The organism is Variovorax dokdonensis (assembly GCF_030316895.1).
Lineage (GTDB): Bacteria > Pseudomonadota > Gammaproteobacteria > Burkholderiales > Burkholderiaceae_C > Variovorax > Variovorax dokdonensis.
In genome coordinates, this window is sequence record NZ_JASZYV010000001.1 from 1,083,149 (window position 1) to 1,103,278 (window position 20,130).

The 20,130-nt window shown below is 63.7% G+C and carries 21 protein-coding genes and 1 tRNA gene; 10 read left to right on the forward strand and 12 right to left on the reverse strand.

The window, feature by feature from the left end:
• The first annotated feature begins 149 nt into the window (after positions 1-149).
• From QTH91_RS05020 to QTH91_RS05040, 5 genes are all read left to right on the forward strand, one after another.
• Positions 150-1,490 carry a substrate-binding protein gene (locus QTH91_RS05020; protein ID WP_286658915.1) on the forward strand — a complete coding sequence of 447 codons (1,341 nt, stop codon included), beginning with the start codon at positions 150-152 and terminating at the stop codon, positions 1,488-1,490.
• A gap of 81 nt (positions 1,491-1,571) precedes the next feature.
• Positions 1,572-2,588 (forward strand): branched-chain amino acid ABC transporter permease, encoded by a 1,017-nt coding sequence (locus QTH91_RS05025; RefSeq protein WP_286658916.1) that lies wholly within the window; start codon positions 1,572-1,574, stop codon positions 2,586-2,588.
• Positions 2,589-3,869 carry a branched-chain amino acid ABC transporter permease gene (locus QTH91_RS05030; protein WP_286658917.1) on the forward strand — a complete coding sequence of 427 codons (1,281 nt, stop codon included), beginning with the start codon at positions 2,589-2,591 and terminating at the stop codon, positions 3,867-3,869. It abuts the gene before it with no gap.
• 4 nt (positions 3,870-3,873) lie between these two features.
• Positions 3,874-4,629, forward strand: a complete 756-nt coding sequence (locus tag QTH91_RS05035) for an ABC transporter ATP-binding protein (RefSeq protein WP_286658918.1) — start codon at positions 3,874-3,876, stop codon at positions 4,627-4,629.
• Positions 4,626-5,387, forward strand: a complete 762-nt coding sequence (locus QTH91_RS05040; protein ID WP_286658919.1) for an ABC transporter ATP-binding protein — start codon at positions 4,626-4,628, stop codon at positions 5,385-5,387. Before QTH91_RS05035 ends, QTH91_RS05040 begins: the two co-directional genes overlap by 4 nt.
• A gap of 9 nt (positions 5,388-5,396) precedes the next feature.
• Here QTH91_RS05040 and QTH91_RS05045 read toward each other — a convergent pair whose 3' ends face one another.
• The 7 genes from QTH91_RS05045 to QTH91_RS05075 all read right to left on the reverse strand — a co-directional run bounded on the left by QTH91_RS05045 (position 5,397) and on the right by QTH91_RS05075 (position 12,286).
• Positions 5,397-5,663 carry a hypothetical protein gene (locus QTH91_RS05045; protein WP_286658920.1) on the reverse strand — a complete coding sequence of 89 codons (267 nt, stop codon included), beginning with the start codon at positions 5,661-5,663 and terminating at the stop codon, positions 5,397-5,399.
• 79 nt (positions 5,664-5,742) lie between these two features.
• Positions 5,743-5,818 (reverse strand) — tRNA-Thr (locus QTH91_RS05050).
• 19 nt (positions 5,819-5,837) lie between these two features.
• Positions 5,838-6,851, reverse strand: a complete 1,014-nt coding sequence (locus QTH91_RS05055) for a class 1 fructose-bisphosphatase (RefSeq protein WP_286658921.1) — start codon at positions 6,849-6,851, stop codon at positions 5,838-5,840.
• 32 nt (positions 6,852-6,883) lie between these two features.
• On the reverse strand, positions 6,884-9,541 hold the full coding sequence (pepN, locus tag QTH91_RS05060) for an aminopeptidase N (protein ID WP_286658922.1): 2,658 nt from the start codon (positions 9,539-9,541) through the stop codon (positions 6,884-6,886).
• Positions 9,542-9,603: 62 nt separating this feature from the next.
• A protein-coding gene (gene prfB / locus QTH91_RS05065; protein ID WP_286658923.1) for a peptide chain release factor 2 occupies positions 9,604-10,708 on the reverse strand; the annotation gives its coding sequence in 2 pieces (ribosomal slippage) (positions 9,604-10,626 and positions 10,628-10,708; 1,104 coding nt in all).
• Between the two features lie 71 nt (positions 10,709-10,779).
• Positions 10,780-11,292, reverse strand: coding sequence for a hypothetical protein (locus QTH91_RS05070; protein WP_286658924.1), 513 nt, complete (start codon positions 11,290-11,292; stop codon positions 10,780-10,782).
• 76 nt (positions 11,293-11,368) lie between these two features.
• Entirely contained in the window at positions 11,369-12,286 is a 918-nt protein-coding gene (locus QTH91_RS05075; protein WP_286658925.1) for an alpha/beta fold hydrolase, read from the reverse strand.
• A 60-nt stretch (positions 12,287-12,346) separates the two neighbouring features.
• Between QTH91_RS05075 and QTH91_RS05080 the strand changes: the two genes are divergently transcribed.
• The 4 genes from QTH91_RS05080 to QTH91_RS05095 are packed head-to-tail and all read left to right on the forward strand — an operon-like array spanning position 12,347 to position 14,983.
• Entirely contained in the window at positions 12,347-13,420 is a 1,074-nt protein-coding gene (locus QTH91_RS05080) for an aldo/keto reductase (protein ID WP_286658926.1), read from the forward strand.
• A 20-nt stretch (positions 13,421-13,440) separates the two neighbouring features.
• Complete coding sequence (ybaK, locus tag QTH91_RS05085; RefSeq protein WP_286659623.1) at positions 13,441-13,932, forward strand: Cys-tRNA(Pro) deacylase; 492 nt, start codon at positions 13,441-13,443, stop codon at positions 13,930-13,932.
• Between the two features lie 26 nt (positions 13,933-13,958).
• Entirely contained in the window at positions 13,959-14,606 is a 648-nt protein-coding gene (gene plsY, locus QTH91_RS05090) for a glycerol-3-phosphate 1-O-acyltransferase PlsY (RefSeq protein ID WP_286658927.1), read from the forward strand.
• 23 nt (positions 14,607-14,629) lie between these two features.
• Positions 14,630-14,983: a RidA family protein gene (locus QTH91_RS05095; protein WP_286658928.1), complete on the forward strand. Its 354-nt coding sequence runs from the start codon at positions 14,630-14,632 to the stop codon at positions 14,981-14,983.
• A gap of 42 nt (positions 14,984-15,025) precedes the next feature.
• On the opposite strand, the gene QTH91_RS05100 is transcribed toward QTH91_RS05095, so the two are convergent.
• Positions 15,026-15,673, reverse strand: coding sequence for a retropepsin-like aspartic protease family protein (locus QTH91_RS05100; RefSeq protein ID WP_286658929.1), 648 nt, complete (start codon positions 15,671-15,673; stop codon positions 15,026-15,028).
• Between the two features lie 17 nt (positions 15,674-15,690).
• On the reverse strand, positions 15,691-16,176 hold the full coding sequence (locus QTH91_RS05105) for a YajQ family cyclic di-GMP-binding protein (protein WP_286658930.1): 486 nt from the start codon (positions 16,174-16,176) through the stop codon (positions 15,691-15,693).
• A gap of 54 nt (positions 16,177-16,230) precedes the next feature.
• On the opposite strand from QTH91_RS05105, the gene murB reads away from it, so the two are divergent.
• On the forward strand, positions 16,231-17,283 hold the full coding sequence (gene murB, locus QTH91_RS05110; protein WP_286658931.1) for a UDP-N-acetylmuramate dehydrogenase: 1,053 nt from the start codon (positions 16,231-16,233) through the stop codon (positions 17,281-17,283).
• Positions 17,284-17,324: 41 nt separating this feature from the next.
• On the opposite strand, the gene QTH91_RS05115 is transcribed toward murB, so the two are convergent.
• The 3 genes from QTH91_RS05115 to ppnP all read right to left on the reverse strand — a co-directional run bounded on the left by QTH91_RS05115 (position 17,325) and on the right by ppnP (position 20,059).
• Positions 17,325-18,557: a sterol desaturase family protein gene (locus QTH91_RS05115; RefSeq protein WP_286658932.1), complete on the reverse strand. Its 1,233-nt coding sequence runs from the start codon at positions 18,555-18,557 to the stop codon at positions 17,325-17,327.
• 44 nt (positions 18,558-18,601) lie between these two features.
• Positions 18,602-19,549, reverse strand: coding sequence for an alpha/beta fold hydrolase (locus QTH91_RS05120; RefSeq protein WP_286658933.1), 948 nt, complete (start codon positions 19,547-19,549; stop codon positions 18,602-18,604).
• Between the two features lie 183 nt (positions 19,550-19,732).
• Complete coding sequence (gene ppnP, locus QTH91_RS05125) at positions 19,733-20,059, reverse strand: pyrimidine/purine nucleoside phosphorylase (RefSeq protein ID WP_286658934.1); 327 nt, start codon at positions 20,057-20,059, stop codon at positions 19,733-19,735.
• Positions 20,060-20,130: the final 71 nt, after the last annotated feature.

Sequence of the window (20,130 nt, forward strand, 5' to 3'; positions counted from 1 at the left end):
CGGCGAGGCTTCTAAATTGACAGAAATTCCTTTTCAGATCAATGAGTTATTGAACTATTGACACATGTGTGTAACTGTGTCGGAAGGCAGGGGCAACCTGCCGAGGGGTCAAGTCCCTCTCGCAACCACACGCACAGGAGACACATGCCATGGACATCGACAGCATCATCCGCCGCCAGTTGCTCAAGAGCGCGGCCATCGCCGGCGCCGGCTTGGCAGCGCCGACCTTCTTCATGCGCAACGCCTGGGCGGCGGACTTCCGCAACGACCCTTCCAAGACAAAGACGGTCAAGCTGGGCTTCACGGTGCCGCTGACGGGCCCCTATGCCGACGAGGGCGCGGACGAGCTCAAGGCGTTCCAGCTGGCCGTCAAGCACCTCAACGGCGAGGGTGACGGCGGCATGCTCAAGACGATGAAGCCGCTGTCCCTGAAGGGCAACGGCATTCTGGGCAAGAAGGTCGAGTACGTGACGGGCGACACGCAGACCAAGTCCGACGCGGCCCGCGCAGCGGTCAAGCGCATGATCGAAAAAGACGGTGTGATCATGTACAGCGGATCGTCGTCTTCCGGCGTGGCAGTGGCGATCCAGTCGCTGGCGCAGGAGATGGGCGTGATCTACATGTGCGGCCTGACGCACTCCAACGACACCACCGGCAAGGATCGGCGCCGCTACGGCTTCCGTCACTTCTTCAACGCCTACATGTCGGGCAAGGCACTGGGCCCGGTGCTGGCCAAGGAGTACGGCAAGGACCGCAAGGCCTATCACTTGACGGCCGACTACACCTGGGGCTGGACGCAGGAGGAGTCGATGAAGAACTCCACCGAGGCGCTGGGGTGGAAGACGGTGGCCGCCGTGCGCACGCCGCTCGGCGCGGGTGACTTCTCGCAGTACATCACGCCGGTGCTCAATTCGGGCGCGGACGTGCTGATCCTGAACCACTACGGCAAGGACATGATCAACTCGCTCACACAGGCGGTGCAGTTCGGCCTGCGCGACAAGATGGCCAACGGCAAGAAGTTCGAGGTCGTCGTGCCGCTGTTCTCCGAACTGATGGCGCAGGGCGCGGGCGATGCCATCAAGGGCATCCTGGGCACGGCCAACTGGGACTGGAAGCTGCCCGACGAGGCTAGCAAGAACTTCTCGAAGTCCTTCGGCCAGGCCTACGGCCAGCCACCGTCGCAAGCCGCGCATACGTGCTACGTGCAGGCGCTGCTGTATGCCAACGCCTGCGAGATGGCCGGCACGTTCTACCCGCCTGAAGTCATCAAGGCGCTGGAGGGCTTCAAGTTCGATGGCATGGGCAACGGCCCGACCGAATATCGCGCTGCCGATCATCAGTGCATGAAGGACGTGCTGGTGGTGCGCGGCAAGGAAAAGCCAGCCAACAAGTTCGACCTGCTCGAAGTGGTGCAGGTGGTGCCTCGCGCCCAGGTCGACTACGACCCGACCATGTTCGGCGGCAACCTCGGGCCGGCCGTTCTTTCCTGACAGACACGCGGCGCCCGCAGGGCGCTGCGCCAGCCTGCGGGCGGTGCAGCACGGCGGGCGTGGCGCATCGATGCGACTGCGATGGACGCTTTCTTCCTGCAACTGCTCAACGGCCTGGACAAGGGCGGCGCTTACGCGCTCATCGCCCTGGGGCTGACACTGATCTTCGGCACGCTGGGCGTGGTGAACTTCGCGCACGGGGCGCTGTTCATGCTCGGGGCCTTTTGCGCGGTGACGCTGCAGAAGATCCTCACGCTGTCGGCCCACATCAAGGATCCGAGCGTCACCTTCTTCGACAGCTACACCGACGTTCCCTACCTCAAGCTGTGGTGGGGCGACTTCGGCATGAAGATCATCGACTACTCGGTGCCGCTGTCGATCCTGCTGGCCATCCCGATCATGTGGGGCGTGGGCGTGGCGCTGGAGCGCGGCCTGATCCGCCATTTCTACCGCCGGCCGCATGCCGATCAGATCCTGGTCACCTTCGGCCTGGCCATCGTGCTGCAGGAGGTGGTCAAGGCGTACTTCGGCGCCAACCCGATACCGCAGGCGGCGCCCGAGATCGTGTCGGGCAGCCTCAACGTCGGGGCGCTGCTGGGCCTGGGCGACAGCGTGGTGTATCCGTGGTGGCGACTGGTGTACTTCTGCTTCTCGCTGCTGGTGATCGCATTGGTTTTCGCATTCCTGCGATTCACCACGTTCGGCATGGTGGTGCGAGCCGGCATGCGCGACCGCGAAACAGTGGGCCTGCTGGGCATCCACATCGAGCGGCGCTTCACCATCGTCTTCGGCATTGCCGTGATCGTGGCGGGCATGGCCGGCGTCATGTACACGCCGATCCTGCCGCCCGACTACCACATGGGCATGGACTTCCTGGTGCTGTCCTTCGTCGTGGTGGTCGTCGGCGGCATGGGCTCGCTGGCCGGCGCGGTGGCGGCGGGCTTCCTGCTGGGTGTTTTGCAGTCATTCGCCTCGATGAACGAGGTCAAGAACATCGTGCCGGGCATCGACCAGATCATCATCTACCTCGTCGCCGTCGTCATCCTGCTGGTGCGGCCGCGCGGACTGTTGGGGCGCAAGGGCGTCATGGAGGATTGAATGGAACTCGCGCCTTCTCGCCCCGCCGATGCCGGCGTCTCGCGCCGCAGCGATCTGATCTTGCTGGTGGCATTCGCCATCGCGATACTGGCCATGCCGGTTTGGCTGCGGCCCATCGGCGGTGCCTACCCGGACCTGATGCAGAAGTTCGCCATCTACGGCATCTTCGCCATCGGGTTCAACATCCTGTTCGGCCTGACCGGCTACCTGTCGTTCGGGCATGCGGCCTTCCTCGGCGTGGGCTCGTACACAGCCGTCTGGTCGTTCAAGCTGCTGAGCATGAATGCGCTGCCGGCGGTGGCACTGGGCGTGGCCATGGCGGCGCTGTTCTCGCTGCTCATCGGCTACCTGAGCCTGCGCCGATCGGGCATCTACTTCTCGATCCTCACGCTGGCCTTCGCCCAGATGTCCTACAACCTGGCGTACTCGGTGCTCACGCCGATCACCAACGGTGAAACCGGACTTCAGCTGGCGCGCTCCGATCCGCGCGTGATCGATCGCCTGTTCGGACCGGCGCCAGCGGCGCTGCCATCGCCCGAGCTGTTCGGGCTGCCGATGTACGGCTACAGCGGCTTCTACTTTTGCGCCGTGCTGCTGATCGTGGCCTTCTATATCGCCATGCACATTGCGCGCTCGCCCTTCGGGCTCATGCTGCGAGCCATCAAGTCGAACCAGAACAGGCTCAAGTACGCGGGCGTGAACACCCGGCCCTATGCATTGGCAGCCTTCGTGATCTCGGGCGCCTACGCTGGCCTGGCCGGCGCGTTGCTGGCCGTGACCGATCCGCTGGCCGGCGCCGAACGCATGCAGTGGACCGCGTCTGGTGAGGTTGTGCTGATGACCATCCTCGGTGGCGTCGGTACCCTGGTCGGTCCGGTCATCGGCGCGGCCTTCATCAAGTACTTCGAGAACATCTTCTCGTCGTTCAATGCGCAGACGTTGCACCATGTGTTCGGCTTTTTGCCCGATGCCATCGAGAAGCCGGTTGTGGCGGTGGCTGGCCTTTTCGTGGGAGACGGCTGGCAACTGACGCTGGGCGTGTTGTTCATGGTGCTGGTGATCTTCCTGCCCGGCGGCATCATGGAAGGCGTGCGCCGGGTGTGGGCGCGCATCCGCCATGGACGGCGACCCAGGCACGTGGGACACGGCAAGGGGCATCGACCGCACTTCCAGGCCGCCGGTCCGGCCCAGGCCCAGGCGCGGCGCACTGCGGCGCATCCGCCTTCATCGGCAACGTCCAGCGGCGCTGCGTCAAGCGTACGACCGGTGACGGAGGGCTGAAGCGATGGCCATTCTTCACGTCAAGGGCGTCGGCAAGAACTTCGCCGGATTGCGCGCACTCAACGATGTCAACCTCTCCGTCGAGGAGGGCGGGGTGCACGCGATCATCGGCCCCAATGGCGCAGGCAAGTCCACGCTGCTCAATTGTTTCGTCGGCCGACTCACGCCCGACTCGGGCTCCGTCACCTTCGCCGGCCGCTCGCTGATCGGGCTGAGCCCGCACGAGATCAATCAGGCGGGTGTCGCGCGCGTATTCCAGACGCCGGAGATCTTTCCCGAACTCAACCTGCTGGACAACGTGATCATTCCGGCGCTGGCGCGGCGCGACGGTGCCTTTGCGGTCAACGGCTGGAGCCGTGCCGACCAGCAGCATGAATTGCGCGATCGCGCACTGCACATGCTGGAAGACGTGGAACTGGCCGACAAGCGCCATCTTCAGGCCGGCAATCTGTCGCGCGGCGACAAGCGCCGGCTGGAACTGGCCATGTGCCTGGTCCAGGACCCGCTACTGTTGCTGCTCGACGAGCCCACGGCGGGCATGTCGCGGGCCGACACCAACAGCACCATCGACCTGCTGCAGCGCATCGGTGGCGGCAAGGTCACCAAGATCATCATCGAACACGACATGCACGTGGTGTTCTCGCTGGCCGACCGCATCAGCGTGCTGGCCCAAGGTACCGTGATTGCCGAGGGCGAGCCCGAAGCCATCCGAGGCGACCCGCGCGTGCAGGAAGCCTATCTGGGAGGAGCACACCTTTGAACGATTCCGCACTGGCTGCCCTGAGCCCGTCGACGGCGCCTGCCGCCGTACCGCAGCCCTTCTTCTCCTGCCGGGACATCCATGCCTACTACGGCGAAAGCTACGTGGTGCAAGGTGTGAGCTTCGATGTGCACGAAGGCGAGATCGTCGCTCTCCTGGGACGCAATGGCGCTGGAAAGACGTCGACACTGCGCACCATTGCGCGCCTGGCCGATCCGCAGCTCGAGGCCGGCGAGATCTGGCTGGGCGGCAAGCCGCTGCACACCATGGCCGCCTGGCAGGCGGCACGCCTGGGCGTGGGTCTGGTGCCGGAAGACCGCCGCATCATTCCCGCCCTGAGCGTGGAAGAGAACTTGCAACTGGCGCAGATCGAGGAGCCGCGGGGTTGGCCGATCGAGCAGATCTACGAGCATTTTCCGCGTCTGGCCGAGCGTCGCCGCCAGGAGGCAGTGACGCTTTCCGGGGGCGAGCAACAGATGCTGGCGGTGGCGCGGGCCTTGGCCCGCGACGTCAAGCTGCTGCTGCTCGACGAGCCCTACGAAGGGCTGGCCCCCGTGATCGTGCGCGAGATCGAGAAGATCCTGGAGCAGATCAAGCAGTTGGGCTTTACCACCATCATCGTGGAGCAGAACGCGATTGCCGCCCTGCACCTGTCGGACCGAGCGCTGATCCTTGACATGGGCGAGATCGTGTTCGATGGCACCGCGAAGGAAGTGATCGACAACCAGGAGCTTCGGCAACAGTACCTGGCGATCTGAGGGCGGCCGTCAGCGCCGCAGCCATCGCATCAGCAGATCGAGCAGCAACAGATTCATCGTGATGCCCGCGCCCAGAAGCATCATCGCGGCCTCCATGGAGATGGTGCCCACACCGCCGAGCAACAGCGACCAGGGCAGGGCCATCAAGACCGCGTAGTCGCTGGCCATCGGGTCCGGCGCGAGTCCCAGCCAGCCGAAGGCACTTGCAGGAATGACCAGGAGAGAGACCACTCCCAGGACGGCATAGAGCCACCACAGCGCCTTGAGCCACTTCATGGGCAGGATCTTGCCGCACTTGCGCCCTGCCAAAAAGCAAAAGGCCCCGCTGGTGACAACGGGGCCTTTTGCCTTGAATTGGTGCCGGAAAGAGGAGTCGAACCCCCGACCTTCGCATTACGAATGCGCTGCTCTACCAACTGAGCTATTCCGGCGAAGCCTCGAATTATAGCCTCAAGCTGCGTCGTGGTAGCTGGTGACGCGCTCGACTTCGTTCTTCGATCCCAGAAAAACCGCGACGCGCTCGTGAAGCTTGGCCGGCTTGAGGTCCAGGATCCGCTGGTGGCCGTTGGTGGCGGCCCCGCCGGCCTGCTCGACGATCCAGCTCATGGGGTTGGCCTCGTACATCAGGCGCAGCTTGCCGGCCTTTTCGGGCTCGCGCTTGTCCCACGGGTACATGAACACGCCGCCGCGCATCAGGATGCGGTGCACATCCGCCACCATGCTGGCGATCCAGCGCATGTTGAAGTCCTTGCCGCGCGGGCCTTCCTTGCCGGCCAGGCATTCGCCGATGTAGCGCTGCACCGGCTCGGCCCAGTGGCGCTGGTTGCTCATGTTGATGGCGAATTCCTTGGTGTCGGCCGGGATCTGGATGCGCTCCTGCGTCAGCACGAACGAGCCTTGCTCGCGGTCGAGCGTGAACATGGCCACGCCGTTGCCCACGGTCAGCACCAGGGTGGTCTGCGGCCCGTAGATGCAATAGCCGGCCGCCACTTGCTGGCTGCCCGCCTGCAGGAAGTCGGATTCCTGCACGCCTTGGCCGTTGTCCTCCGGTTTGCGCAGCACGCTGAAGATGGTGCCGATGCTGACATTGACGTCGATGTTCGACGAGCCGTCCAGCGGATCGAACAGCAGCAGATATTCGCCCTGTGGATAGCGATTGGGCACGAGGTGGATGCTGTCCATTTCCTCGCTGGCCATGGCCGCGAGGTGGCCGCCCCATTCGTTGGCCTCGATCAAAACCTCGTTGGCGATGATGTCCAGCTTCTTCTGGACTTCGCCCTGCACATTCTCGGACTCCGCCGAGCCGAGCACGCCGCCCAGGGCGCCCTTGTTGACCGATTGGCTGATGCCCTTGCAGGCGCGGGCCACCACTTCGAGCAGCAAGCGAAGCTGCGACGGGATGGAGCCGTCGTTGCGCTGCTGTTCGACGAGGTAGCGGGTGAGTGAAATCTTCTGGGTTGACATGGGTGTGTCTTTAGCTTCGTTGCTGTGGTGCGTCAGCCTTGCAGGGCGCGGGTGACGACTTCCAGCGTGTCCTTGCTCAGGTCAGGGCGGGCGGCGATGCGGGCAATGGCTTCTCGTGCCGCGCCGCGATAGGGCTCGACCAGCTTGCTCCAGCGGTCCAGTCCGCGCGCCAGTCGCGCCGCCACCTGCGGGTTGATGGCATCGAGCTCGATCACGCGGTCGCTCCAGAACACGTAGCCGGCCGCGTCGGGGCGGTGGAAGGCCCCGGGGTTGGCACTGCAGTAGCTGAAGATCACGCTGCGCGCGCGGTTCGGGTTCTTGATGGAAAAGTCGGGGTGCTTCATCAACTGGCGCACCAGCGGCAGCACGTCGCCGCCGCGGTCGGGCGCACCCGCCTGCAGCGCGAACCACTTGTCGATGACCAGGGCCTCGTCCTTGAACATGGCATGGAAACTGGCCAGCGCCTGTGCCGCCAGGGCGTGGCCGGAAGACACCAGCGCATGCAGGGCGTTGAAGCGGTCGGTCATGTTGCCCGCGTCCTTGAAGCGCTGGAGCGTCTTGCCAGGCCAGACGGTGTCGCCGCTTTCGCGGGCGGCCAGGCACAGGCTTACCAACGCCATGCCAGCCAGCGCGCGGCGACCGGCCGAGCGCGGATCGGGCGAGTAGGCGCCGGTATCGCGGTTGTCCTCGAAGGCCTGCTGCCATTCGGCATGCAGCGCGGTCGCCAGGCGTGCACGCATGGCTTCGCGCACCGCATGCACGCGCTGCGGATCCACCGTTTCCAACTGCTCGGCGATGTAGGTTTCCGACGGCAGCGTGAGCACCAGTTCCTTGAACGCGGCATCGAGCGACGTGTCGGTCAGGACGCGGCGCATGGCCTCGATGAAGTCATTGCTCAGTACAGGCGCTCCCGCGCCAGGCGCGGCATCGATCGCTGCCATGGCAGCGCGCAAACCCAGCCGCTGCGCGGCTTCCCAGCGGTTGAAGGGGTCGGTGTCGTGGGCTAGGAGCGTCAGCAGCTGTTCGTCGCTGTAGTCGAACTCCAGCACCACCGGCGCGCTGAATCCGCGCAGGATCGAAGGCACGGGCTCTTCGTCGACGCCGGCGAAGTCGAAGGTCTCGCCAGCCTGCGTGACCACCAGCGTCTGCGTCGCAAGCAGCTCACGCCCGCTGGCACCGATCAGGCCCACGTTCACCGGAATGACGAACGGATCCTTGTTCGACTGGCCCGGCGTGGGCGGGCAGCTCTGGTCGAAGTGCAGGGTGTAGACACGCTCGGCGGCATCGTAGGTGCCGCGTGCCTTCAGGCGCGGCGTGCCGGCCTGGCTGTACCAGCGCTTGAACTGCGGCAGCAGGCGCGTCAGGTCGGAATGCGGGTTGGCGTCTGCGATGGCCTGTGCGAAGTCGTCGCAAGTCACGGCCTGGCCGTCGTGCCGCTCGAAGTACAGCTTCATGCCGGCGGCGAAGCCTTCGCGCCCCACCAGCGTCTGCATCATGCGCACCACCTCCGCACCCTTTTCGTAGATGGTGACGGTGTAGAAGTTGCTGATCTCGATGTAGCTGTCGGGCCGCACCGGATGGGCCATGGGGCCGGCGTCTTCCGGGAACTGCACGCTGCGAAGGACACGGACGTCCTCGATGCGCTTGACGGCCCGTGCCGATGCCTCGGCGCACAGGTCCTGGCTGAATTCCTGATCGCGAAAGACCGTCAGCCCTTCCTTGAGCGAGAGCTGGAACCAGTCGCGGCAGGTGACGCGGTCACCGGTCCAGTTGTGGAAATACTCGTGGCCCACCACGCTTTCGATGTTGGCGTAGTCCGCGTCCGTCGCGGTGGCCTGGTTGGCCAGAACGTACTTCGTGTTGAAGATGTTCAGGCCCTTGTTCTCCATCGCGCCCATGTTGAAGTCGCTGGTGGCGACGATCATGAAGCGGTCGAGGTCGAGCGAAAGGCCGAAGCGTGCCTCGTCCCAGACGATGGAGCGGATGAGCGAATTCATCGCGTGCTCGGTCTTGTCGAGATCGCCGGCACGCACGTAGACCTGCAGCAGGTGGTCCCGGCCGCTGCGTCCCTTCACGCGCTGCTCGCGCGCAACCAGCTTGCCGGCCACCAGTGCGAACAGGTAACTGGGCTTCTTGAACGGATCGACCCACTTGGCAAAGTGCCGGCCGTCTGCCAGATCGCCTTCTTCGACCAGGTTGCCGTTGGAAAGCAGGACGGGGTATTGGTCCTTGCTCGCGCGCATCAGCACGCTGTAGCTGGCCATCACGTCGGGACGGTCCAGGAAGTAGGTGATGCGGCGAAAGCCTTCGGCCTCGCACTGCGTGAAGAAAGTGTCCTGGCTCACGAACAGGCCCATGAGCTTGGTGTTCTTGGCCGGCTGGCAGGTGGTGAACACCTCCAGTTCGAAGGCATCGGGCAGGTTCTCCAGCACGAGCTGGTCACCCTCGATGCGGAACGACGCGCCCTGGCCATCGACCAGCACGCGGGCCAGGTTCAGCTCGTCGCCGTGCAGGCGCAGCGGCTGGTTGGACGCGTCGGCATTGCGGCGGATGCGCATGCGGTTGAGCACGCGCGTCTTTGCCGGATCGAGGTCGAAAGTCAGATCGACGGTGTCGATCCAATACGCCGGCGGCGCATAGTCTTCCCGGTGGATGGCCACGGGTTGGCCCTGAATGTCACGAAGTTGCATCCGGTGTCTCCAGGCTTCTGCGGTTTCGGATCATGATGGTCGTCGGGCGCGAGGCGTATGCCTCAGACGCCCTGCTTGAGCGAGGCTTCGATGAACGCGTCGAGGTCGCCGTCGAGCACCTTCTGCGTGGCCGAGGTCTCGAAGTTGGTGCGCAAGTCCTTGATGCGGCTCTGGTCGAGCACATAGCTGCGGATCTGATGACCCCAGCCCACGTCGGTCTTGCCGTCCTCGAGCTTCTGCTGCTCTTCCATGCGCTTGCGCATCTCGTGGTCGTACAGGCGCGAGCGCAGGCGTCGCCAGGCGACGTCGCGATTGCTGTGCTGGCTGCGGCTATCCTGGCACTGCACGACGATGCCGGTGGGAATGTGCGTCAGACGCACGGCCGAATCGGTCTTGTTGATGTGCTGTCCGCCCGCGCCACTGGCACGGTAGGTGTCGGTGCGCACGTCGGCCGGATTGATCTCGATCTCGATCGAGTCGTCGATTTCCGGATAGACGAAGACGCTGGCAAAGCTCGTGTGTCTGCCGCCCGAGGAATCGAAGGGTGACTTGCGCACCAGGCGATGCACGCCGGTCTCGGTGCGCAGCAGTCCGAAGGCGTACTCGCCCTCGATCTTGATGGTCGCGCCCTTGATGCCGGCGGTGTCGCCGGGCGACTCGTCTTCGACGGTGGTCTTGAAGCCCTTGCGTTCGGCATAGCGCAGGTACTGGCGCAGCAGCATGCTGGCCCAGTCGCAGGCCTCGGTGCCGCCGGCGCCGGCCTGAATGTCCAGGAAGGCATTGCTGGGATCGGCCGGGTTGTTGAACATGCGGCGGAACTCGAGCTTCTCGATCTCCTGCGCAAGTCCGCTGGTCTCGTCGGCGATGGACTGAAGGCTATCGACGTCGCCTTCGTCCTTCGACATCTCGTACAGCTCGGTGTTGTCGGCCAGCTCGGAGCCGATGCGCTCGAGCACGAGCACGATGTCGTCGAGCGACTTCTTTTCCTTGCCCAGTTCCTGGGCACGCTTGGGGTCGTTCCAGACCGTCGGATCTTCTAGCGAGGCGTTGACCGTGCGCAGCCGTTCGAATTTGGCATCGAAGTCAAAGATACCTCCGAAGATCCACCGCGCGCTGCGTCAGATCCTGGAGGGTTGCGCCAATCTGGTTGATCTGTTCTGCGTCCATGAGGTGTCCTGCCGGTGGAAATCAAACCGGGCATTTTCTCATGGCGCGGGCCGACCCCGCCGAGGCGGGGCTCAGAAGCGGCGGTTGTACGAAAAGAGCAGGCCCGCCGAGCCCAACAGTGACACCTGAACGGAATCCTTTGGGGTAAAGCGCCATCCAACGGCAGGGATGAGGACCGGCGACCAGCCGTTCTTGTTGAACGGAACCTTGTCCTCGTACGGCTCGACGTAGCCGTACATGATCCCCGCGACCAGCTTCACGTACAGCGCAGGGACATCGAACAGGTTGTTCCACATGTAGCCCACGTAGGCCGTGCCGGAATCCTGGCCGAAGGAATTGCTGAAGTAGGCGCCGCCCCACAGCCAGTTGGAGGCGTAGTGGCGCTCGAGACCGATCAGGTAGACGTCCCGGTGGTCGGGATTTCTGCTGAAGTGGTAGGCATAGGGTGCCAGCGTCAGTTCCCAGGCATCTTCGGTCGGGATGAGCGGCGAGCGCGCTTCCTGTGCATGCAGGGCAGGGGACTGAGTCAGGCCGCCGAGGGCCAGCAGCAGCCCGGCGGCACCGGTGCGCAACGACATCTTCATTGTGGGTTTCCCTGTCGGTGGTCCGACGTTTTTGTATCCGGAGGGCGATGCGCCGGGATTCTCTCAGAGCCCGCGTTCAGCTCCCGTTCAGGAAAACCTCTATGAGGCGTGCGACCTCCTCCGGTTGGTCGTGGTGCATCATGTGGCCGGCATCGTTCAACTGCGTGAAAGCGACGTCGGGAACTTCTCGCAGGCGCGCGAGAAGGTCGTCCTGGTGGCCGCGCGCCTTCCAGGTCTTCACGATGCCTTCCGTACCTTCGACCACCAGCACTGGAGCCTTGATGGCGCGATAGAGCTCGATCGCCTCATCCACCCGGTACAAATTGGCGTTGACGATCTTGTGCGCCGAGTCGCCGCGAATGGCCCAGCCCGCCGTGCCGTCCGCTCGCGTGCAGGGCCCTGCCCAATGACCGGCGAGCCATTCCGCCTTGTCCTCGGAAAGGCGCGGGTTGGTGCGCATGAGGCGTCGCGCCACGCCGGAGAGTTCTGCATAGGTCTGCAGTTCGAGTTCGCCGCGCGCATGCGACTTGAGCTGGTCCATCCATTGCGCATAGCGAGCGGGTGCTTGCTCGGGTTGCGTCTGCGGCATGCCAAAGCCTTCGAGATTGACCAGCCGCCTCACGCGCTCTGGCCGGGCGCCGGCATAAAACATCAGGATGTTCGCGCCCATGCTGTGTCCGACGATGTCCACGCTCTGGCCCGGCAGGTAGTGGTCCAGCAGGCCGTCCAGATCGGCCAGGTAGTCGGGAAACCAGAAGTTGTCGGTGCCTTTGGCGTCGGTCAGTCCGAAGCCGCGCCAGTCGGGCGCGATGACCGGGCGGCCGGCATCGAGCGCGTCCACCACGAACTGGAAAGAAGCGCCCACGTCCATCCATCCATGCAGCATGACGACAGGCGCCTGGCCGGCGGCCAGGTCGCCCCAGATGCGGACGTGGTGCGAGAGGCCGCGTAGCGGCACGAACTCACTGCGGCTGTGTCTGAGTGGCTGGTACATGACAGGGATGATACGAAGCCGCGCCACGCGAAACGCATGCTCTTTCTAGAATCGCGGCCCATGACAGCACTCAACCCCAACGTGCGGCTCGGCCGCAGCGAGCTCCAAGTGACGCCCATCTGCCTGGGCACCATGACTTTCGGTGAGCAGGTCCAGGAAGGCGAAGCCCATGCGATCCTCGATCGCGCGCTGGAGCGTGGCGTGAACTTCATCGACACGGCCGAGATGTATGCCGTGCCGGCACGCAAGGAAACCTATGGCGCCACCGAGGCCATCATCGGTAGCTGGTTTGCCAAGCGGCCCGAGGTTCGATCCAAGGTCGTGCTCGCCACCAAGGTCGCCGGTCCATCGCGCGGCATGCCCTGGGTTCGCGATGGGCAGGGGATGACGCCGCAAGACATCGTCGCATCCTGCGAAGCCAGCCTTCGCCGTTTGCGCACGGACGTGATCGATCTCTACCAGATCCACTGGCCCGAGCGCCATGTGCCCGCCTTCGGATCGATGGTCTACGACCCCAGCCTGGAGCGCTCCGCCACACCCATCCTGGCGCAACTCGAGGCACTCGACGGCCTTGTCAAGGCCGGCAAGGTGCGCGCCATCGGCCTGTCGAACGAAACCCCCTATGGCGTGCACGAGTTCGTGCGCCTTGCGGAGCAGCACGGCCTGGCCCGCGTGGCAACGGTGCAGAACGCCTACTGCCTGCTCAACCGCACGGTCGAGAACGGTCTGGACGAGACGATGCATCGCCTCGACGTCGCGCTGCTGGCGTATTCGCCGCTGGGTTTCGGCTTGCTGACGGGCAAGTACGACGAAAGCGGGACCACCGGCCCCGATGCGCCGAAGGAGGCGCGCATCGCCAAGTACGAATCGGTGCGCAACCAGCGCTGGGGGCGCGCCGATGGGCTGAAGGCTGCCCGCCGCTACAACGCGCTGGCTCGCGAGCACGGCCTGACGCCAACCCAGATGGCCCTGGCCTTCGACTACACCCGCTGGCAGGTGGCCAGCACGATCATCGGCGTGACCAGCGTGGTGCAATTGGACGAAGACCTCGACGCATGGGGCACGACGCTCTCGCCCGAATTGCTGGCGGAGATCGACAAGATCCGCTGGGACGCGCGCGACCCGAGCGCCTGAATCCAAGCCCGTCGATGGCCATGGCCAAGAAGACGCATGTCTCCGAGACGCCGGCCACGCAGATGCTGCGTGCGCACGGCATCGCGTTCAGCGAGCATCCGTACGAATACCTGGAGCACGGCGGCGCGCAGCACAGCGCCAAGGTGCTCGGAATGGACCCGTTCGCTGTGGTCAAGACGCTGGTGATGCAGGACCAGGACGCCAAGCCGCTTCTGGTGCTGATGCATGGCAACCGCACAGTTTCGACCAAGAACCTGGCGCGGCAGATCGGTGCCAAGTCGGTCGAGCCCTGCAAGCCCGAGGTGGCGAATCGCCACAGCGGATATCTGGTGGGTGGCACCTCGCCCTTCGGCACGCGACGCGAGATGCCCGTCTACATCGAGTCGAGCATCCTCGAACTGCCGCGTATCGCGATCAATGGCGGGCGTCGCGGCTATCTGGTGGGCATCGATCCTCAGGCATGCGTGAAGCTGCTTCACGCCAAGCCGGTGCAGTGCGCGCTGGCAGAATAGCCAGCCCTTTCTCCCTGGAGCGCGCGTTGAGTTCTTTTTCCCTTCCCGCCCTGCTGGCCATCGTGGCTTCCTACCTCATCGGTTCGCTGTCGTTCGCGGTGATCGTGAGCAAGGCAATGGGCATGGACGACCCGCGCAGCTATGGCAGCAAGAACCCCGGAGCCACCAATGTGCTGCGTTCGGGCCGAAAGGGTGCCGCCTTGGCCACTCTGGTCCTGGATGCCGCCAAGGGCTGGCTCCCGGTGTTTCTGATTCAACGCTACGGCGCCGCGTGGGGGCTCGATGCAGGCATTGCGGCACTGGCCGGACTGGCTGCATTCCTGGGCCACCTCTATCCGGTGTACTTTCGCTTCCAGGGCGGCAAGGGTGTGGCGACGGCGGCCGGTGTGCTGCTCGGCCTTACGCCCTGGCTGGGGCTTGCCACGGGGCTGACCTGGCTGATCATCGCCGTGTTCTTTCGCTATTCGTCGCTGGCTTCGCTGGTGGCGGCCTTCTTCGCGCCTGCCTACTACCTGATCGGCGGCGGCATTGCCTGGCCGCTGGTGCCGCTGGCACTGGTGGCCCTCGTCGTGATGAGCCTGCTGCTGGTCTGGCGCCATCGCGAGAACATCCGGCGACTGCTGGCGGGCACCGAGTCCAAGCTCGGCTCGAAGTCCAAGTCCGCCGCGTCCTGAACCCAACCGAATCAAGACCTTCCATGGCAGAACTTCAACGCTTTCACGTCGGTCCGCGCCTGTCCGAAATGGCCGTGCACAACGGCACCATCTATCTGGCCGGACAGGTGCCGGACGATCCGAGCAAGGACATCAAGGGCCAGACGGCTGAGGTGCTCGCCATGGTCGACCGTCTGTTGGCCGAGGCGGGCAGCGACAAGACGCGGATTCTGATGACCCAGATCTTCCTCAAGGACATCGGCGAGATCGGCCAGATGAACGAGGTCTGGGACGCATGGATTCCCGCTGGTCACACGCCACCGCGGGCGACGGTGCAGGCGGCCATGGCGAACGAGCAATACCGCATCGAGATCGTGGTGACGGCGGCCAAGCCCTGACGACCGTCCCTGCCCCGCGGCGCGGGGCGTGCAAAGAAGGCCTCAATAGCGCTTGGTCAGCACCATCTGGTCGCCTTCGCGTTGCATGTTGAAGCGGCTGATGAAGCTGTTGCCGAGCAGCACGTAGGGCATGGGCTGCTCGGAGACGAGTGCATCGACGCCCGTGACTTCCACGTCGCCGACCCGCACCGAATCGAGCCTGACGCGCCACGCGGCCGCCACGCCGTTGGCGGTGTTCACGCGCACGGGGTTCTTCTTGTCGTACTGAAGGCCGATGCGCAGCGCATCGGCGGCCGAGATGGCCACCACCGTGGCGCCCGTGTCCACCATGAAGTTGACCGATCGGCCGTTGATGGCGCCCAGCGTCATGAAGTGTCCGCCGCTGTTGGCCGGCAAGACGATGCGGCTGCCGCCGCTGGCACTGGCGCCGCCATCGCCCACGATGGTGGGTGTGTCCATGCGCAAGGTGGATCGCTGGCCGCCCATCTCGACGACCGCCTGGTCGCCTTGGACCGAAATCAGCCGCACGCCGTCGATCACCTGGCCAGGGGCCACGGTGCGTGGCGCACCGCCGTCGATCATCAGGATGGCACGGTTGCCGATGGTGCCCGTCAACGTCACGGCACCGGCGTGCGCCAGGCCCGACGCCAGCGCGAACGCGGCCACAGGGACAAGCCAGAGTCGCTTCACGCGCGCGGCTCGCTTCTTCAGTCGCGGAAGTTGTTGAAGCTCAGGGGCAGATCGTCCATGTCCTTGCGGATCAGGGCCATCGCGGCCTGCAGGTCGTCGCGCTTGGCGCCGGTGACGCGCACCGCGTCGCCCTGGATGGCGGCCTGCACCTTCATCTTGCTGTCCTTGATCAGCCGGGTGATCTTCTTGGCCTGCTCGGCCTCGATGCCGCTCTTGACCTTGAACACCTGCTTGACCTTGTCGCCGCCGATCTTCTGCACGGCGCCCTTGTCGAGAAAGCGCACGTCGACATTGCGCTTGGTCATCTTGTTGCGCAGGATGTCCTCGATCTGGGTCAGCTGGAATTCGGCGTCACCGGTGAGGGTGATGTCCTTGTCCTTGAGTTCGACCGCGGCGGACGTGCCCTTGAAGTCGAACCGCGTCGAGATTTCCTTGGCGGTGTTGTCGACGGCATTGCGCACTTCTGGCAGGTCGGGTTCGCAGACGGTATCGAAAGACGGCATGGCGAGGCTCTCCGGGATGCGCGAGTGTCAGATTGGGAATGCGACAATTCTCCCATGATCGTGGAGCAAAACGTCCCGCTGCAACCCTATAACAGCTTTGGCATCGTCGCGCGAGCCCAGCATCTGGTCCGCATTCGCGACGAGGCCGATGTGGCGGCGCTGCTGGCTGATGCGCGCTGGCACGACACGCCCAAGTTCGTCTTGGGCGGCGGCAGCAACATCGTGCTGACGGGCGACGTCAAGCCCTTGGTGCTCAAGGTCGAGATCATGGGGCGGCGACTGATCGAAGACGGTCCTCGCGCCACCGTCGTGGAGGTGGGGGCGGGCGAGATCTGGCACGACATGGTCCGCTGGACCCTCGACCAGGGCTGGCCCGGGCTGGAGAACATGGGGCTCATTCCGGGGACGGTGGGCGGCGCGCCGGTGCAGAACATCGGGGCTTACGGCGTCGAGCTCCAGGACAGGTTCGATTCGCTCGATGCCATCGACTTGCAGACCGGCGAGACCTTCACGCTGGATGCTGCGCAATGCGGCTTCGGCTATCGAGATTCGGTGTTCAAGCATGCGCCCGGCGGCCCGAAGGATCTTGGCCTTGCCGGCCGAGCCCTGATCACCCGAGTCCGCCTGCGCTTGCCCAAGCCCTGGAAGCCCGAACTGGGCTATCTCGATCTGGAGCGCAAGATGGCCGAGACCGGCGTCGCGGAGCCGGACGCGCGCCAGATCTTCGACTGGGTGTGCGCGATCCGCCAAAACAAGTTGCCCGACTGGCGAGTGCTGGGCAACGCCGGCAGCTTCTTCAAGAACCCGACCGTCACGGCCGAGCAGTGCGCCGACATCATCGCGCGCGATCCGAAGATCGTGCACTACCCGATGGACGACGGCAGCATCAAGCTCGCCGCAGGCTGGCTGATCGACGCGTGCGGATGGAAGGGAAAGTCGGTCGGCAACGCGGGCGTCTACGAGCGCCAGGCGCTGGTGCTGGTCAACCGCGGCGGGCGGACCCATCCGGCGACGGGCGGCGAAGTGATGACGCTGGCCAAGGCGATCCAGACGAGTGTCTATGAACGGTTCGGCATCCTGCTCGAGCCGGAGCCGGTCGTGATCTGAATCGGACCGGTGCAGGCATGCTTGCCCTGCACCAGATCGGGTCATTCGTTCGCGGCCAATCCGGTCATGGGCGACACGTGCCGCGCGGGCTCGGCTGGCGGGGAGTAGTTCATGATCAGATATTCCTTCGACCGCGGCGGCTTGTAGTTCACCGACCCGAACAGGATGAAGAACCAGTGGCGCACCGAGTTGTGCCGCAACTCGTACGCGATGGTGGCCCAGCCTGAGAAATACATCGCCAGCGGATTCATCCTGATCTTTGGCTGGTTGGTCAACCCGACCGGCGGCTTGGTTGCCCGTGGCGCCACGTAGGTGCCGAACAACTTGTCCCACAGCATGAAGCCGCCGCCGCCGAGATTGTTGATCTCCTCTCCCTCGACGGCAGAGTGATGCATGTAGTGGTACGGGCCCGCGCCAAAGAAATGAAACACGACCTTCAGCCAAGGCTTGGCGCATACCCAGTCGTAGAAGGCCGAGGCGTGATTGAACTTCTCCGTCATGATGGTCAGCATCTGGAAGACAAGTACCTCCATCAGCAGGGGTTCATGGTGGAAGAGTTTCGACGCCATGAGCAGGACCATGAATTCCACAGCCTTGGTCAAGAAGCCCAGGGCATACGCCGGGCCTACTCCTGCAGGGTGCAGGACCTCGGCGGTGTGGTGAACGCGATGCGACACGTACCACAGCAGGCGCGACCAATGCACGAGGTAGTGCCGAAGAAACGTGGCCAGATCCGCCAGCACGATGCTGGCGAACACGGCGAGCAGATAGGGCAGGGAAACCAGCGTCGGGACATGCGCTGCCACCCACGCTTCCACCTTGGGGGCCACGAGTTCCGGCTGCAGCCATGTGGGAACGCCAAGGTCGAGTTCGCCCGCCATCGCCAACGCGGCCCAGATTCCGCCGATCAAAAGAGCGGAGACGGCAAAGTCGATGACATTGACGCAGGCATGCGTCCACACCGAGACCTGCGTCCTGTGCCTGCCGTAGACCGGGTAGGCCTTGACCATGGCCAGCCACGCGTGCAGCGCCACGTAGAGCGAGATGAAGGACAAGACCGCCACGCCCAGTACGGTGTAGCCTGATTGGCTCGGGAAGGCATCCGCGTATTTGCGCGTTTCCGGATCAATTTCCGAAAGGAGCAGCGCCGTTAGTTTGGCTCCCGTGTCGCCAAGGACATCAAATGCGACAAACAAGATGATGAACAACGGCAGGAAATAGGTGAACCATTTAAATCTCGCGTTGTTGAAATCGTAGTCCCATAGTTTTTTCAACGCCTTGCCTCCCTTTTTTTTGATGGCTTCGAGTTCGAATAAAGTTATGGCGTGCGGGTCAGGAAGTCCATCAGCAATGTTCGCATGGCATCCGGGGTTTCCAGGAATGGCACATGGCCGACGTTCTTGATCTGGGTAAATTCGGCATTTTGCAAACGCTCTTGCAGGTTTCTTGTTTCGCAGGTGTCGTGTGATTGATCGAATTCGCCTCCGATGATCAATTTGTTCACAGGAAGCAGGCGATCGGCGTCGATCGCGAGGCGGTCCTTCGGATATTTGGAGAAGTTGGCCTCAAACGTGCGTAGGCCCGGCTTGCGCAGCATGTCATAGAACATTTGCACCAGATGATCCGGAGCGGGTGGTCGGTAATAGTCGGCTTCCAAGATTTGCCGCACCACGAATTTGGGTACAAAATAAGCCACCACGTCCCTGATGACTGGCATTTCGTCAAGTGGGGTCGAGCGGCTGTAGTCGCGTCCCGCGCATATTCCGCCGTAACTGCTGGCCAGAACCAGCTTGCTGACATTTTCGGCATGCGCTTGGGCGTACTGCATGGCCCAGTAGCCACCCATCGATGAGCCAACGATGCTGACCTTCGCGTCGGCCTGCACCTTTTCCACGAAGGCAGCAATGAAGCGGTTGAAAGTCTCAATGCTGTAGTCGCGGCCGGCGGGCTCGGCCGTCAGACCTTGTCCCGGCAGGTCGACGGTGATGACGCGAAAACGCTCGGCCAAGATCGGCCTGACAGCGTCGAACTCATGCAAGTTGCTGGAATTGCCATGCAACAGGATCAAGTCCGGGCCAGCGCCTTGGATGTTGTAGTGCGCACGCAAGCCTGCAATATTTTCAAAGTGTGACCCAGGTAGAGAATATTTTTTCTCTAAAGACGTAATGTCTTCTTGCTCGGGGTAGTAGGCGTACGCCGCCAAAGCCCCCAGACTCAGCACCAGTGTGATGCCCAGTCCACCGATGGCGCGCTTGATCCACTGCATTTTTTGATCGTTGTATTTGCTGTATTGGCTGCGCAAGCAGCAAATTCGCCGCCCCCTATTGACCGGCTCGATCTTGTAAGCGGTTTTTGTGTTGTTATCTCATCTTGCTTACGTCTTGTTGCTACCTGTTCGCCCAAAAAAAAGAGGCTGCCGAAGCAGCCCCTTTCTTGGTTTGCCGAGTGTTCAACCGAAACTGCAGATGTAGCTGTAGGGCTCCCCCGTCACGCGGATCTGGAAGCTGGAATTGCCCGGCACGCTGAACTTTTCGCCAATGCCGGAGCGCTGCCATTCGGTTGCGCCGGTCAGCAAGTATTCGCAAGCGCCGCTCGTGCACTCCATCACTTCCGGCGCGCCGGTGGTGAAGGTGAGCGTGGCGGGCATGATCACGCCCACCGATTTCTTGGTGCCGTCGGCGAGCAGCAAGCTGTGACTGACGCATTTGCCGTCGAAGTAGACGTTGGCCTTGGTGGCGACCTGGACGTTGTCGATGTGTGCGGTGGCGTTGCTCATGGGTGAATCGGGTGAATGCTTCGAAAGAATAGGGCCGCAATTTTAGGTTGCGCAGGCGCGCCATCCATCAA